At 52.0% G+C, this 15,544-nt stretch carries 14 protein-coding genes and 4 pseudogenes; 6 read left to right on the top strand and 12 right to left on the bottom strand.

Going from position 1 to position 15,544, the window contains the following annotated elements:
• Positions 1–25: 25 nt before the first annotated feature.
• From ACWWJF_RS06570 to ACWWJF_RS06560, 3 genes are read right to left on the bottom strand one after another with little or no spacing between them, the layout of a single operon-like run.
• Complete coding sequence (locus tag ACWWJF_RS06570; protein ID WP_455869007.1) at positions 26–973, bottom strand: FecR family protein; 948 nt, start codon at positions 971–973, stop codon at positions 26–28.
• A complete protein-coding gene (locus ACWWJF_RS06565; protein ID WP_455869006.1) occupies positions 957–1,556 on the bottom strand; it encodes a sigma-70 family RNA polymerase sigma factor in 600 nt (199 codons plus the stop codon). The genes ACWWJF_RS06570 and ACWWJF_RS06565 overlap by 17 nt, the downstream gene beginning before the upstream one ends.
• Positions 1,557–1,595: 39 nt before the next feature.
• A complete protein-coding gene (locus tag ACWWJF_RS06560) occupies positions 1,596–2,021 on the bottom strand; it encodes a GNAT family acetyltransferase (protein ID WP_455869005.1) in 426 nt (141 codons plus the stop codon).
• A 180-nt stretch (positions 2,022–2,201) separates the two neighbouring features.
• On the opposite strand from ACWWJF_RS06560, the pseudogene hemF reads away from it, so the two are divergent.
• Positions 2,202–3,125, top strand: a pseudogene (hemF, locus tag ACWWJF_RS06555) (oxygen-dependent coproporphyrinogen oxidase).
• Positions 3,122–3,592 carry a YaiI/YqxD family protein gene (locus ACWWJF_RS06550; RefSeq protein ID WP_455869004.1) on the top strand — a complete coding sequence of 157 codons (471 nt, stop codon included), beginning with the start codon at positions 3,122–3,124 and terminating at the stop codon, positions 3,590–3,592. Before hemF ends, ACWWJF_RS06550 begins: the two are co-directional and overlap by 4 nt.
• Before the next feature lie 195 nt (positions 3,593–3,787).
• On the opposite strand, the pseudogene maeB reads toward ACWWJF_RS06550, so the two are convergent.
• The 3 genes and pseudogenes from maeB to ACWWJF_RS06535 form a co-directional block, all read right to left on the bottom strand.
• Positions 3,788–6,005: pseudogene (gene maeB, locus ACWWJF_RS06545) on the bottom strand (NADP-dependent oxaloacetate-decarboxylating malate dehydrogenase).
• A gap of 381 nt (positions 6,006–6,386) precedes the next feature.
• Positions 6,387–6,512: pseudogene (locus tag ACWWJF_RS06540) on the bottom strand (sugar-binding domain-containing protein); the annotation flags it as partial.
• A 59-nt stretch (positions 6,513–6,571) separates the two neighbouring features.
• Complete coding sequence (locus ACWWJF_RS06535; RefSeq protein WP_455869003.1) at positions 6,572–7,612, bottom strand: IS481 family transposase; 1,041 nt, start codon at positions 7,610–7,612, stop codon at positions 6,572–6,574.
• A 226-nt stretch (positions 7,613–7,838) separates the two neighbouring features.
• Here ACWWJF_RS06535 and ACWWJF_RS06530 point away from each other — a divergent pair.
• Positions 7,839–8,533: pseudogene (locus ACWWJF_RS06530) on the top strand (IS1 family transposase).
• Positions 8,534–8,628: 95 nt separating this feature from the next.
• Here the strand turns inward: ACWWJF_RS06530 and ACWWJF_RS06525 are convergent.
• Positions 8,629–8,970: a hypothetical protein gene (locus tag ACWWJF_RS06525; RefSeq protein WP_455869002.1), complete on the bottom strand. Its 342-nt coding sequence runs from the start codon at positions 8,968–8,970 to the stop codon at positions 8,629–8,631.
• Positions 8,971–9,050: 80 nt separating this feature from the next.
• Between ACWWJF_RS06525 and ACWWJF_RS06520 the strand changes: the two genes are divergently transcribed.
• The 3 genes from ACWWJF_RS06520 (at position 9,051) to ACWWJF_RS06510 (ending at position 10,545) form a co-directional block, all read left to right on the top strand.
• Positions 9,051–9,895, top strand: a protein-coding gene (locus tag ACWWJF_RS06520) for an IS5 family transposase (protein WP_455870967.1) whose coding sequence is annotated in 2 segments (ribosomal slippage) — positions 9,051–9,393 and positions 9,393–9,895 — 846 coding nt in all. Because the reading frame shifts where the segments join, the coding sequence is not laid out codon by codon here.
• A gap of 13 nt (positions 9,896–9,908) precedes the next feature.
• Positions 9,909–10,361 carry a hypothetical protein gene (locus tag ACWWJF_RS06515; protein WP_455869001.1) on the top strand — a complete coding sequence of 151 codons (453 nt, stop codon included), beginning with the start codon at positions 9,909–9,911 and terminating at the stop codon, positions 10,359–10,361.
• Between the two features lie 4 nt (positions 10,362–10,365).
• Positions 10,366–10,545: a hypothetical protein gene (locus ACWWJF_RS06510; RefSeq protein ID WP_455869000.1), complete on the top strand. Its 180-nt coding sequence runs from the start codon at positions 10,366–10,368 to the stop codon at positions 10,543–10,545.
• An 80-nt stretch (positions 10,546–10,625) separates the two neighbouring features.
• On the opposite strand, the gene crr is transcribed toward ACWWJF_RS06510, so the two are convergent.
• From crr to cysZ, 5 genes are all read right to left on the bottom strand, one after another.
• On the bottom strand, positions 10,626–11,135 hold the full coding sequence (crr, locus tag ACWWJF_RS06505; RefSeq protein ID WP_455868999.1) for a PTS glucose transporter subunit IIA: 510 nt from the start codon (positions 11,133–11,135) through the stop codon (positions 10,626–10,628).
• Between the two features lie 41 nt (positions 11,136–11,176).
• Positions 11,177–12,904 (bottom strand): phosphoenolpyruvate-protein phosphotransferase PtsI, encoded by a 1,728-nt coding sequence (ptsI, locus tag ACWWJF_RS06500; protein ID WP_455868998.1) that lies wholly within the window; start codon positions 12,902–12,904, stop codon positions 11,177–11,179.
• Between the two features lie 47 nt (positions 12,905–12,951).
• A complete protein-coding gene (gene ptsH / locus ACWWJF_RS06495; RefSeq protein WP_455868997.1) occupies positions 12,952–13,209 on the bottom strand; it encodes a phosphocarrier protein Hpr in 258 nt (85 codons plus the stop codon).
• 401 nt (positions 13,210–13,610) lie between these two features.
• Positions 13,611–14,579 (bottom strand): cysteine synthase A, encoded by a 969-nt coding sequence (cysK, locus tag ACWWJF_RS06490; protein WP_455868996.1) that lies wholly within the window; start codon positions 14,577–14,579, stop codon positions 13,611–13,613.
• Positions 14,580–14,710: 131 nt separating this feature from the next.
• Positions 14,711–15,481 carry a sulfate transporter CysZ gene (gene cysZ / locus ACWWJF_RS06485; RefSeq protein WP_455868995.1) on the bottom strand — a complete coding sequence of 257 codons (771 nt, stop codon included), beginning with the start codon at positions 15,479–15,481 and terminating at the stop codon, positions 14,711–14,713.
• Positions 15,482–15,544 lie beyond the last annotated feature (63 nt).

Here is a 15,544-nt window from a genome sequence, read left to right as displayed (position 1 = left end):
TAATAAAAATTTGATTTTTATAGCGTTATTTTTTGCTGCCGATCAACACCACGGCATCGATAGGCTGCCGATAGGAGAGTGGAAGAGAATGACTGAGTAACGAAAGGGCGCGGCCAGTATCATCCAGCGGCAAGACGCCGGTAAAACGCAGTTTATCCAGCATACGCCGATCGCGCGGGTCCAGATAGATAACGCCACGGTGATAACGACGTAGCTCATCGATCACCTCGTTCAAAGGGGCATTTTCAAACACCAATTGGTTGTGCAGCCAACCCGCTTCTGCCACGCCGTCCTGCACGTCATCCAGCAACGCATATTGCGTGAGGCTGACCTGTTGACCCGGATTCAGATCAACACTGACCGCAGGATCGCCCTGTGCGGTAACGCGAACGTGAGACTCTTCCACATGTACCCGGGTTTCCTCTCCCACTTCACGCACGCTGTAGCGCGTACCCAGCGCTTGGGCAGATGCCTGTAAGCTGCGAATCACAAATGGGCGTCCGGCAGGATCTTTTGCCACCTGTGCGTAGGCTTCCCCTTGTACCAGTTCCACCGTGCGTTGCCGGGTATCAAAATGCAGGTTAACCGCAGAGTCAGTGTTTAACGTCAGTACGCTGCCATCATCCAGCGTCAGGCGACGGATTTCACCGATTGCCGTACGCTGATCCGACAACCAGTAGCGATAAGGCAGTTGGCTGGCAAGCATGCCCACCAATCCAAGCACCAAGGCCAAAGAGAGGAAACGTTGCGGGCGCGCCTTACGCTGCGTCGTGGCCGGTGTCATCGCCGCGCCGGACCAGAGTTGCTGTATCTGGTGATAAATCCGCTCATGGCGCGCATCCTGTTCGCACCAACGCTGCCATTCGGCAGCACGTGCGGCATTCGCAACCTCGTCTTCCTCGGGTTCAGAAAAGCGGATGAGCCACTCAGCGGCCTGCTGCTGGATACGCGCTAGCTCAGCTTTCTGGTTCATCGCTTTCCAGACTGAAGATACGGGTGTGGAAATGGATCATGGCTTTTGCCAGATACTGTTTAACGCTGCTTTCGCTTACACTCAACGTAACGGCGATATCGCGATAGGAATGGCCCTCAACGCGCGCCATGATGAACGCGCGCTGCACTTTTTCATCCAGCTCTTCATTAAGTATATGCAGCGCCGTGGCTACCAATTGACTGATTGCCACACGCTGTTCGGCAGATTGCGCCTCTGCCCCTTCCGCTAATTGCGCCAGCGCCGCCAATGCATCCTCTTCCAGTTTGCGCTTGCGGAACTGGTCGATCATCACATGGTTGGCTGTGACCATCAGGTAAGCGCGTGGATTACGGATTGCTTCCGGCTCCGCCAGGGTCAGTAATTTGAGGAAAGTATCGTGGGTAAGATCGTCCGCCAGATGGCGACAACCGGTTTTTTTACTGAGCCATCCGCGCAGCCATCCCTGGTGTGAGTGGTAAAATACGCTCCAGAATGTCGTTAGCTGCGTCATAGTCGGTGGCAATAAAAATACCGCAAAGATTAATTGATACTCATTATCATCTAAGCGAATCGAACGACGCAACAGTTTTTAAACAACAAGCCAAAAAACCAACAATAGCGATCAATATTCTTGATCTTCGATCAGGCGTTTCCCCAGCGTAACGGAATCCACGATATCGTAGTTCAGTTTTTCATACATGCCGATCACCACATCATTGTCCTGCCGCACCATCAGGTGGATTTTGGGACAACCGCGTGCGATCAGTTTTTTCTCTAGTCTGCTAATCAACGCGTTAGCGATGCCACGCCCGCGGAAATCCGGATGGACGCCCAGATAGTAGGCCGATCCGCGATGGCCATCGTACCCCCCCATCACCGAGCCTACGATTTCACCGCCCACTTCGGCCACCAAAAACAGGGAGACGTCGTGATTCACTTTACGCTCAATATCCATTTCTGGATCGTTCCAGGGGCGCAGCAGATCGCAACGTTCCCATAGGGTAATCACTTCTTCAAAGTCATCTTGTCTGAATACGCGGATTTCCATGGGTTCCCCCCGTTGATCGCTAAGGAAAATCTGATTATCGCGTGATCTCACGCAGACGCAATATCAATTTGCTGCCACCGCCCTCATCGCCACCGTTCAGCAGTAGGAAAGCCAACACCTCGCCGTTGTGACAGGCTATACTGGTAGCCCTTTTGTTATAATGGATTTGTTAACACCGCCATGAGTCAGACTGATATTTCCACCGTAAAGTCCTTTTTACTGACGCAGCAATACACACTGTATCAGCACCTTGCCGCCGCAGATGGCAAGAACGGCTTTAATGAGGAGTGCTGGCAACACGCCGCTGGCGGCGGCGGGCGCAGCCGGGTGCTGACCCAGGGCGCGGTGTTCGAACAAGCAGGTGTCAACTTTTCTCACGTGATGGGCGCCACGCTGCCCCCTTCGGCCAGCGCGCTCCGGCCCGAACTTGCCGGACGCCGCTTTCAGGCCATGTGGGTTTATCTGGTTATCCATCCGTTAAACCCGTATGTACCCACCAGGCACGCTAACGTACGCTTTTTCGTTGCGGAAAAAGAGGGTGAAGCACCGGTATGGTGGTTTGGCGGTGGGTTCGATCTCACCCCATTTTACGGCTTTATTGAAGTCGTCGTACACTGGCACCAAACCGCGCACGATCTTTGCCAGCCATTTGGTGACGACGTTTATTTGCGTTACAAAAAGTGGTGTGATGATTACTTTTTTCTCAAGCACCGTAACGAGGCGCGTGGCGTCGGCGAGCTGTTTTTCGATGACTTGAATACGCCGGATTTCACCACCAGCTTTGCGTTTATGCGCGCCGCCGGAAACGGTTTTCTCGACGCTTACCTGCCGATCGTCGCGCGGCGCGCTGCATTGCCTTGAGGAGAGCGCGAACGCCAGTTTCAGCTCTACCGCCGCGGGCGCTACGTTGAGTTTAATCTGGTGTGGGATCGCGGCACACTGTTTGGCCTGCAAAGCGGCGGGCGCACCGAATCCATCCTGATGTCAATGCCGCCGCTGGTACGTTGGGAATACCAATACCAACCGGAACCGGACAGCCCGGAAGCCGCACTTTATCGGGATTTTTTACCGGTAAAAGATTGGTTAGCGAAGGAGCTTGCATGAACGACAATACCGACGCAGAACCGCAAATTTGGGTGGATGCTGACGCCTGCCCCAATGTGATTAAAGAGGTACTGTATCGCGCAGCCGATCGCACACAAACCCGTGTCGTTCTGGTCGCCAATCAGTCGCTACGTACGCCACCGTCACGTTACATCTCGTCAGTGCGCGTTGCCGCCGGGTTTGACGTGGCGGATAACGAAATCGTGAAACGCGTCAACGTCGGAGATTTGGTGATTACCGCCGATATTCCGCTGGTAGCAGAAGTGCTGGAAAAAAAAGCCGTGGCGCTCAACCCACGCGGTGAAACCTACACGCCCGCCACCATCCGAGAACGACTGACGATGCGCGATTTTATGGATACGCTGCGCGCCAGCGGTGTGCAAACCGGTGGGCCAGATGCTCTCAATCAGAAAGATCGCCAGCGCTTCGCCAACGAGTTGGATAAGTGGCTACGCCAACGGCGTTAATTCCCTGATGAAAAACAGCCCGGCATGCCGGGCTGTTTGAGACTGATGACCAAGCGATTTTATCCTCTCGCCATCCTCCGCCTAGGCGGAGGAGCTCTGCCAGAAGAAACGCATTTCATCTGCAAGAGATTCCCGCTTGCGCGGTAATGACGCAAGCGGGCGGGACGGTTTTAAGTTGGTTGGTCAGCAACGGCCTCAGAGCGGCTGAGTCTGCGCTTCCACCACGGCCAGCGCCACCATGTTGACGATACGCCGTACCGAGGCAATCGGCGTCAGGATGTGTACCGGTTTGGCAGCGCCCATCAGCACCGGTCCGACCGTCACCCCTTCAGACGAGGAAACGCGCAGCAGGTTATAGCTAATACGTGCCGCTTCCATGTTCGGCATGATAAGAATATTGGCAGAACCTTTTAACGGGCTGTCCGGCATTTGCTCGCGGCGAATCGCTTCCACCAGCGCAGCATCGCCGTGCATCTCACCGTCCACTTCCAGCTCCGGTGCCAGCGTATTGATCAACGCCAGCGCCTCACGCATTTTGCGTGCGGTGGTCGAGTTCGAGGTACCAAAGTTGGAGTGCGACAACAGCGCGACTTTCGGTTCGATACAGAAACGACGCACGGTGTGCGCGGCCATCAAGGTGATTTCTGCCAGTTGCTCTGGCGTTGGGTCTGGGTTGACATAGGTGTCAGCGATAAAGGTATTGCCGCTCGGCAGCAACAGGGCATTCATGGCCCCCGCCACGTGTACGCCATCACGGTAACCCAGCACCTTTTCTACCACCTCGAAATGCTCTTCATAGGTGCCGATGGTGCCACAGATCATCGCATCCGCTTCACCGCGTTGCACCATGATGGCGGCAATCACCGTCGGGTTGCGGATCACTTCACGCTGCGCGGTTTCCTGCGAGACGCCACGGCGTTTCATCAACGCATAATATTCCGATCAGTACTCCTTGAAGCGCGGATCGGACTCGTTGTTCACCACCTCAAAATCTTTACCGATGGTGATTTGTAGGCCAAGTTTTTGCAGACGCTTCTCGATAACACCGGGACGCCCGATCAGAATGGGGAAAGCCAACCCCAGCGTCACCAGTTCTTGCGTGGCGTGCAGCACGCGCGGATCTTCCCCTTCGGCAAATACCACGCGTTTCGGCTGCTGGCGCGCCTGGGAGAATATCGGCTTCATAAACAGGTTGGTTTTATAGACAAACTGAGTCAGTTTCTCTATATAAGCATCAAAGTCAGTAATAGGACGCGTCGCCACGCCTGAATCCATCGCCGCTTTTGCCACCGCTGGCGCAATCTTGATGATTAAGCGCGGGTCAAAGGGTTTCGGGATCAGGTATTCAGGGCCAAATGACAATTCCTGATCGCCATACGCGGAGGCCACCACTTCACTCTGTTCCGCCAGCGCCAAATCAGCAATGGCTTTCACGCACGCCAGCTTCATCTTTTCGTTGATGGTGGTTGCGCCCACATCGAGTGCGCCACGGAAAATAAACGGGAAGCACAGCACGTTATTAACCTGATTCGGGTAGTCAGAACGTCCGGTACAAATAATAGCGTCCGGGCGCACCGCTTTGGCTAACGGCGGCAGAATCTCCGGTTCCGGGTTTGCCAGCGCCATGATCAGCGGGCGCGGGGCCATGGTTTTCACCATATCCTGCGTCAATACGCCTGGGCCGGAACAGCCCAGGAAAATATCGGCATCAGGGATCACGTCACCCAGTTTACGCGCACCGGTGTCTTCCACCGCGTAAATCGCCTTGTTCTCTTCCATGTTGGCGTCACGACCTTTGTAGATCACGCCGCGTGAGTCACACACCACGATGTTGTGTTTCTTCAGCCCCAACGCCACCAGCAAATTCAGGCAGGCAATGGAGGCAGCGCCTGCGCCGGAAACCACCAGACGCACGTCAGAGATGTTTTTCCACCACGCGCAGGCCGTTCAATACTGCCGCAGTACAGATGATTGCCGTGCCGTGCTGATCGTCATGGAACACCGGAATCCTCATGCGTTCACGCAGTTTCTTCTCGATGTAGAAGCACTCCGGCGCTTTGATATCTTCCAGGTTGATGCCACCAAAAGTCGGCTCCAGCGCGGCAATTACGTCGATCAATTTATTCGGATCCAGTTCGTCCACTTCGATATCAAACACATCGACGCCGGAGAATTTTTTAAAGAGGACGCCCTTGCCTTTCATTACCGGCTTGCCAGCCAACGCACCAATGTTACCGAGGCCAAGCACCGCCGTTCCGTTGGAGATCACCGCGACCAGATTACCGCGTGCGGTGTATTTGTAAGCTGCCAGCGGATCTTCGGCGATTTCAAGACAAGGTGCAGCAACGCCTGGAGAGTAGGCCAACGCCAAATCGCGTTGGGTCGCTAGCGGTTTGGTGGGAGACACCTGAATCTTCCCCGGTACCGGATACTAGTGGAAATCCAATGCGCTCTGTTTGAGTTGTTCATCCATTGTTGCATCCCTTATAGGCTTTTGTTGTCGTGACGTAGGGCGGCGAGTCTATCCCAAGCAGACAAGGAGAGGTTAACGCCGTAAGAAGTTCAATCATTACTGCTTATATAACCTTGGAGCATGGCAAAAACCGATAGTGAATGCAGGTTAATATAGTTAATTTATCTGCTTGTTTTTTGCGCATAATGTCACGTTATCGCGAACTGGATAACGTATTGCTAACCTGCGGGCAAAAAGCAGACGTAAAAATCAACTAAAAATGGTGATAAATCATTCAGATGCCGGACAGCAAAGCGCTGCTGTCCGGCAGAAGAAAGTACCCTATTGGGTCATATTGAGGATGGTGCGGATGTTCGAGGCACTGGTGGCGATAATATCGATAGCACCGGTGCGCAACGCGCCCAATATCGCCAGCGCTTTGGTGTTTTCCGAAGTAATAGCAATAACGTGTATTAGCTCAGACCTGATCTGACAGTTACCGGTTATTTATACAGGTGTCTGTCAGATTAAATCTGGTTCAGATTTTTTTCTGCCCAGACTCGTTTACCATCAAGTAACGTGGCCATTGGCGTACGCCCGCAGCACATTTTACCCTGATGAGTTCGCTCATTATTGTAATGCCACAACCAGTTGTCCAGATCCTTTTGTAGACTTTCTAGGTCCTCGTATAACGTCTTACGGAACGCAACCTGATAAAAATCCTGCAAAATAGTTTTATGGAAGCGCTCGCAGATACCGTTTGTCTGCGGAGACATCGCTTTCGTTTTCGTATGGTCTATATCGTTGATAGCCAAGTACAGCTGATAGTCATGTTGTTCCACTTTACCGCAGTACTCCGTCCCCCTGTCCGTCAGTATTCTTAGCATTGGCAGCCCCTGAGCTTCGTAGAACGGCAGCACGCGATCATTGAGCAGGTCGGCGGCAGAGATCGGTGCTTTACTCGTGTAAAGCTTGCAGTGCGCCACTTTCGAGTACGTATCCACGAACGTCTGCTGGTAGATACGGCCAACACCTTTCAGATTACCCACGTAGAAGGTGTCCTGCGACCCCAGATAACCCGGGTGAGCAGTCTCTATTTCACCACAGGCTTCGTCGTCGTGCGCCTTCTTCTCCAGTGCAGCGATTTGAGCATCAGTAAGTACGATGCCTTCTCTGGCAACTTTTTCCTCAAGTGCCTTCAGGCGCTTACGAAAGTTTTCCAGATCGTGTCGTTGCCAGATGGAGCGCACACCGCTGCCAGAAATGAAGACGCCTTTTTTACGCAGCTGATTACTGGTCCGGTGCTGGCCATGAGCCGGGAACTCAATGGCGTAATCAACAACCGCACGTTCAGTGGCTTCATCAGCACGGTTTTTCAGGTTGGGAACCCGGCGGTTTTGGTTAACCAGAGCGTCAATGCCGCCTTCTGCCGCCAGTTCCTGATAGCTATAAAACGTGTCGCGTGACACCCCCATGATTTTACAGGCTTTTGATACGTTACCGAGTTCTTCGGCGAGATTGAGCAGGCCGGCTTTGTGTTTGATGATGGGATTGTTAGTATGAAGCATGAGAGTTACCTCGTGTTTTGTATAAGGATTCGACACCCATATCAAAACCGGTAACTCTCAACCTTTCAAGGTCCAGTGTCAGATCAAGTCGCGACTAATACATATTAGGAATGCCGAACAGTATTCGCATCACGTAACAATCGACCTGGGGCACAGTCGTTACAAGTTCTGATTTATTCAACAAAGCCGGCTTTTGTGATATTCTGCCGCTATTTGAGGTTTCCACGTGGTTACTGTTTTTGTTCATTGCCCTCGCTGCCATTCAGATAAAGTTTATTGACATGGCCTTAGTCCAACTAAGCGCGAACGCTTCCGGTGTCAGTGCTGTCGCCGTGTATTCCAGCTTACCTACCGCTATGAAGCGCGAAAGCCGGGAGTCAAAGAGCAGATCGTTGATATGGCCTTCAACGGTGCCGGTGTTCGCGATACCGCCAGAACGTTGAAAATCGGCATCAATACGGTCATCCGGGCTTTAAAAAGCTCTCGCCCCGCAGGATAACGTCTTCTCCCGTTGCTCACGCCGACGTCGCCCTTATCTGTGAACTTGATGAGCAATGGAGCTTCGTTGGCAGTCAGGCGCTACAGCACTGGCTCTGGTACGCTTACAATACCAAAACGGGCGGTGTTCTGGCCTACACTTTTGGCCCCCGAACCGATGAGACCTGCCGTGAATTGCTGGCTCTGTTGACACCGTTCAACATCGGCATGATTACCAGTGACAACTGGGGCAGCTATGCAAGAGAGGTTCCGAAGCAGAAACATCTGACTGGCAAGATCTTCACGCAACGCATAGAGCGCAATAACCTGACGCTCCGTACCCGCATTAAACGACTGGCGCGTAAAACGATTTGCTTCTCGCGCTCCGTCGAGATCCACGAAAAAGTCATCGGAGCCTTCATCGAAAAACACATGTTCTACTAATTGGAGTCATTACCGTTATTCAGAACATTTTTGGGTGCAATATGGTGCGTCAACGCCAGCAGGCTCATAGGATGGTGATTGACCATGTCAGAAAGCTATCCGACTTGCCGCTTTTGCCCTTCAGACAGATCCTCAGGTAACGCAAACATGTCTTTGATAATGGAAAACAGATTGCCCCCCACATCAACAGCTCTTTGACCATAGCTTTTATGGCTATTATCGATATGGATAGCCATTCCCTGCCGCAATTCATTGATAAACGACCCGCCAGTGAAATAAGCCCCGGCTTCCTCAGGGTGTTTCACTGGCAAAGAGAAGCCGTTTTTCATAAAATCCGTCAGTTCGGGGGAAACAGCATAGTTACCATGATGTTCGAAAGAAACGGATTCAAGTTCATTAAGCCAGTTTTGACCAATGGCGATGGTAGACAACGGCATCTTTTCTAATAATGGTTTTAGGCAGTGTCCCTTTATCCCATGAGTTATGCTAACTGTTTGTTTCTACATCATTTTGAACTATTGCTCGCTACGACCTTCCCGATGAAGCATGGGCTATCATCCAGCCCTTACTCCCTGCTGAACCAGCAACACCACAGGCCGGACGCCCATGGGCTGAGCATCGCATGATTATCAATGGCATGTTCTGGGGGCTGTGCTCTGATGCCCCATGGCGTGATTTACCTGAGCGATACGTCCCATGGAAAACCGTTTATAACCGCTTTAACCGATGGTCAAAATCGGGAGTCATTAACATTATTTTCAATAAGTTACTTTCATCACTTGATGCCCATGGCCTCGTGGACTGGTCAGCGACTGCGCTGGATGGTAGCAATATCAGGGCGCTGAAATGTGCTGCCGGTGTTCAAAAAAACATCCCGATATCACCGGAGATAATGGTCTGGGTCGCTCTCGAGGTGGTTTTGGCACCAAAATCCATATGGCTACAGACGGAAGTGGTCTTCCGTTAAACATCGTGTTGAGCCCCGGTCAGGCTCATGAAAGTCAGTTTGCACTACGTCTTTTGGACGGTATTGGTGTTCAACGCCAGAACGGCAGTATGAAACGCCGTGGTCATGCGGTACTCGCTGACAAGGCGTACTCCGGGCATGTATTACGTAACGAGCAGAAAAACAGAGGTATAAAAACTGTCATCCCCCGAAAATCCACTGAAAAAATGGCGGTGGATGGTCGTTCAAAGCTCGATCGTGACGCCTACCGCAATCGGAACGTTGTTGAGCGGTGCTTTGGCCGTCTGAAAGAATACCGTCGCATTGCGACACGTTACGACAAAACGGCGAGGAATTATCTGGCAATGTTGAAACTGGGCTGCATCCGCCTGTTTTACCAGAGGTTATGTAATTAAGGGACACAGCCTAATGCATTGGCTGAATATGCTGGCGGTTGATGGTGAGGCGGGCTCGCGGGTCTGTGCGGGCGAATGCTGTTATGCCGTGGCGGATATCTACGGTATTGAATCCGATAGCTTCGCCTTCAACGAGTTGCAAAAGCGTGCGGTGATGGGATGGGCAGGGGAACGGGTACGCAACGGTGAGTCATGCCTGCAAGTGGCACAGGATCATGGTATTTGCATGCAGTACGAGGCGATGGATATGTTAGAGATGATCGCCGTTAACTCCTGTGCCGGAGAACGGGTACGTAATGGTGAATCCTGCCGACTGGTCGCCAGAGAACATGGCATCAGTCCGTTATTTATGGCGATGTGCGCTCTGGAAAACATCGCCGTGAAAACGGTTGCCGGGGCTCGAGTGCGGCAGGGGGGAACTCTGTTACGTGGTGGCGAGGGCTCACGGAATCAGCCATTGCCATGATGCGATGCATAATCTGGAGATGGTTGCTGTGGAGGCCTTCGGGGCAGATCGGGTGAAAAACGGGGAGTGCTGCGCACTCGTAGCCCTGTCGCTGGGGATTGCATTGGATGGAGGAGCAGTAAAGGTGCTGGCAGCCCTCGAAATGGCCTCTGCCGGTGCGGAAAAACGCCCGCGCTTACAGTGAGTAGGGGGGCAATAAATAAAAACCCCACAGTCAACGCACTGGCCGTGGGGCAGCTATGAGGTGCTGTACTCAGAAAAACGCTACTTTTTGATACGGATAACCGGTGTTTCACCGACAACAACAGTGCCGCTCAACTTGGTCAGCTCTTTGATTTCATCCATGTTGGAGATAACCACCGGCGTCAACGTTGATTTGGCCTTTTCTTCCAACAGCGCCAGATCGAATTCAATGACCAGATCGCCTTTCTTCACGTGTTGGCCTTCTTCCGCGATGCGTTTGAAGCCTTCACCTTTCAGCTCAACGGTATCGATGCCGAAGTGAACGAACAGTTCAATACCGCTGTCGGATTCGATAGAGAAAGCATGGTTAGTTTCAAAAATCTTGCCGATGGTGCCATCAACCGGCGCCACCATCTTGTTGCCAGTCGGTTTAATGGCAATACCGTCCCCGACAATTTTTTCAGCAAAAACAACGTCAGGAACGTCTTCGATATTGACGATTTCACCAGACAGCGGTGCAATGATTTCAATGCTGCCAGTATCTTTGTTGTCATCAGATACCAGAGATTTCAGTTTATCGAACAAACCCATGATCTTCTCCTAATCATTAATATTGGGTCAGCATAGCAGAATCAGCAGAGCGTTTTTTCTTTGATGAATCGGCTCACTACATCGCTCAGTTCTTGCGCTGTGGGTTGGGAGAGCGCTTGTTCTGCCAACGCTTTGGCATCGTCGTAATTTGCATTACGAATGATCTTCTTGATGCCAGGAATTGAGATTGCACTCATGCTGAATTCATCCAGACCCATACCCAATAATAGCAGTGTAGCACGTTCGTCACCAGCGAGCTCGCCGCACATCCCCGTCCATTTGCCTTCGGCATGAGATGCGTCAATGACCTGCTTGATCAAAAGCAATACTGCTGGAGACATCGGGTTATAGAGATGAGAGATAAGCTCATTACCGCGATCAACTGCCAGAGTATACTGGGTTAAGTCATTTGTCCCAATACTAAAAAAGTCCACTTCTTTTGCCAGATGGTTGGCAATGGCGGCCGCAGCAGGTGTTTCAACCATTACGCCCACCTCGATGCTCTCATCGAAGGCTTTCCCTTCTGCTCTCAACTGCGATTTCAGCAGTTCCAGCTCGGCTTTCAGCGCACGCACGTCCTCTACGGAAATGATCATCGGGAACATGATGCGTAGCTTGCCAAACACTGACGCGCGCAAAATGGCACGCAGCTGCGTATGAAGAATTTCTTTACGATCGAGACAGATACGAATTGCTCGCCAGCCCAGGAACGGGTTCTCTTCCTTCGGCAGGTTCATGTAAGGCAGATCTTTATCGCCGCCGATATCCATGGTGCGCACGATAACCGCCTGCGCCCCTACGGCTTCTGCCACGGCTTTGTAGGCCTGGAACTGCTCTTCTTCTGTCGGGAACGCATCGCGATCCATAAACAGGAATTCGGTGCGATAGAGTCCAACACCTTCTGCGCCGTTGCGCTCAGCACCGGCAACATCACGCACGGTACCAATGTTGGCGCACACTTCTACCTGATGCCCATCGAGCGTGATGGCGGGCAAATCCTTCAGTTTTGCCGACGCGTCTTTTTCAGCGTAGTACTGTGCTTCCAGCGCTTTCAGCTGTTCGATAACGTCCGGCGTCGGGTTCTGATAAATTTTGTTGTTCACGCCATCCAGAATCAGATAGTCGCCGTTTTTCACCTGCTGGGTGGCATCCGTGGTGCCGACAATCGCGGGCAGCTCCAGAGAACGCGCCATAATGGAGGTATGGGAGGTCCGGCCGCCTAGATCGGTAATAAAGCCTAGCACCTTGTCCAGGTTCAACTGCGCGGTTTCTGAGGGCGTCAAATCGGTTGCGATCAGGATCGATTCTTCCTGAATATCGCCAAGATCGATAATCGGCATACCGAGAATGTTTCTCAGCAGGCGTTTACCGATATCGCGCATGTCCGCTGCGCGCTCTTTCAGGTACTCATCGTCCAGTTCTTCCAACGCTTTCGCCTGATTCTCGATAACTGAGTAGGCTGCTGCATCGGCAGAGTGGTGGTCCTTTTTGATCAGGGCTATGATTTCCTGCTCGAACTCTTCATCTTCAAGCAGCATGATATGCCCTTCGACGATGGCCTCTTTCTCAGAGCCCAGGGTTGCACCTGCTTTGGTCTTGATGGCTTCCAACTGTGCAGAAGCTTTGGCCCGGCCACTCAGAAAACGTTCGATTTCTTGTTCAACGTCTTCAGCAGTAATTTTCTTCCGGCTGATGACGATTTCGTCCTCCTTCAATAACAGCGCGTTACCGAAAGCAAAACCGGGTGATACTAATATGCCTGAAATCATAACCCTACCTTCACTCGAAACTGATGTTCACACGAAAAGCCTGCCGATTACTCAAGTTCTGCCATCAGCTTAACCAGATGTTCAACGGCTTTTTGCTCGTCTTCACCTTCTGCGGAAAGGGTAACGACAGTGCCTTGCGTCAGGCCAAGGGTCTGAAGCTTGAACAAACTTTTCGCGCTGGCTCTTTTTCCGTTGGAGGTGACGGTAATTTCGCTGGTAAATCCTGTGGCTTCTTTAACAAACTGAGCCGCAGGACGGGTGTGCAGGCCATTCTGTGCGGTGATAGTAACTTCTTGCTGGAACATTCTGTTTTCCCCAACTATGGTTTGGATTCGTGTTGTGGAACTAAAGTTTAGTGTATTTACCGAACTTTAGTCTGTTAGGTCAGCCCCATTTATGTTACGGGGTCGCCTTTGATGCGGCAAGGTAAGGACTAAACGCCTCCCCTGAATATATACGCCAAATAGCACCGTATTCCAGCCCAGTGTAAGGTGGCCTTGCTGCCTCTGTGGTAAAAAACGGGGACATTGCCATCAGTAGGAACAGGGTACGATGTTACGGTTATTAATTTCGCGCATCAAAATAATTGTTCGGTTAAATACTAAACCTGGACAAAAAAAGCAATCATTGATGGGTATAAACTTTGAACTTGACCACAAAAAAAGCACCTGTGAAGGTGCTTTTATGCTGTCAATGTAACGAAGGATTACTGCTGCAATTCTTGTTCTGTGAACAGATCGGCAAACAGCGCCGTACTGAGATAACGCTCACCGGAAGAGGGCAGAATCACCACGATAGTTTTGCCTTCAAACTCGGGCTCTTTCAGCAAATTCAGCGCGGCAGCCACAGCAGCACCGGAAGAGATACCAGCCAGAATACCTTCTTCTTCCATCAGGCGACGTGCGGTTGAAATCGCATCCTCGTTAGAAATGCGCTCAACGCGATCCACCAGAGCAAGATCGAGGTTACCCGGAATGAATCCTGCGCCGATCCCTTGGATCTTGTGCGGGCCAGGCTTGATCTCTTCGCCAGCCAGCGCTTGGGTGATCACCGGAGAATCAACGGGTTCAACCGCGACAGTTGTGATAGCTTTGCCTTTGTTTTTCTTGATAAAACGGCTGACGCCAGTCAACGTACCGCCGGTGCCGACACCGGAGATAAACACGTCGACTTCACCATCGGTGTCTTCCCAGATTTCCGGGCCGGTGGTTTTTTCGTGAATTTCCGGGTTAGCCGGGTTGCTGAACTGTTGCAGTAACAGGAAGCGGCTCGGGTCGCTGGCAACAATCTCTTCTGCCTTGGCGATGGCCCCTTTCATGCCCTTCGCACCTTCGGTCAGTACCAGTTTGGCGCCCAGCGCTTTCAACAGTTTGCGCCGCTCAATGCTCATGGTTTCTGGCATGGTCAGGGTTAATTTGTACCCGCGGGCAGCAGCGACATAGGCCAGAGCAATCCCGGTGTTACCGCTCGTCGGTTCCACCAGTTCAACGCCGGGTTTTAATACGCCGCGTTTTTCTGCATCCCAAATCAGATTCGCACCGATACGGCATTTGACGCTGAAGCTAGGATTGCGCGATTCTACTTTTGCCAGAATACGTCCATTACCGACGCGGTTCAGGCGAACCAGTGGCGAGTGGCCGATGGTGTAGGAGTTATCTTCATAGATTTTGCTCATGGCCAGTCCTTATAACTGTATGAAATTTTTACCAACAAGATAGAGCATACTCACTCCGTCCTTTCAGGGAAGGAAAGAATTGCTATATCGTTATGTTCTTAAGAAATATCTTTTCATTACAGTCGGAAAAACTATCGCGTTCCCGCTGATACCGAGAGATGACGATACCGATCCACCCACAATGCGGTTGCGCCACAGACGGCGACCGGCATTACCACCAAATTCAGGAACGGCACCAGTGTAAACACACTGACCAGCGCGCCGAACTGCAAGTTATTGAGTTTATGACGCCGCAACGCTTCGCGCATGGTGGGAAAGCTGATTTTGTGATTGTCGAAGGGATAATCGCAATATTGAATGGCTAGCATCCAGGCGCTAAACCCGAACCACAGCAGCGGTGCCACGGTTTGTCCGATACCGGGAATAAGATACAACAACAGCAGCACGATGGCGCGCGGCAGGTAATAGGCGAGTTTCTGCACTTCGCGTTTCATGATCCGCGGGATATCTTTGACCATGCCCATAACGCCGCTGTCCGGCAGGGCCTTTCCGGTCAGCCGCGCTTCAAGCTGTTCGGCCAGCAGGCCGTTAAACGGTGCCGCGATAAAATTGGCAATGGTGCTGAAAAAGTAGCCGAATACCAACAGGATAGAGATGACGGCGAGCGGCCATAGCAGGTAGCTTAACCATTGCAGCCACTCTGGCACATGGCCCATCAGTTGGGCAATCCAGTCACCCATGCGAGAAAACAGCCACCAAAAGGCACCGCCCATCAACAGCACATTGAGCAGCAGGGGAACGATGACAAAACGCCGTATGCCCGGCAGCGACATCAGTTGCCAACCTTGTGCGAAATAGTAAATGCCTGAACGCGTTGGCGTAGCGGGGGACGGGGTTACCATGACATCCTGTTCCTCATTGTGGGGTGATCCGGATCGTTTGTGTGATCTGCATCATATCGGGAT

The organism is Symbiopectobacterium sp. Eva_TO (assembly GCF_053848865.1).
Note: the sequence above shows the minus strand (reverse complement) of the source record. Positions and strands in the feature narration are given on the sequence as shown.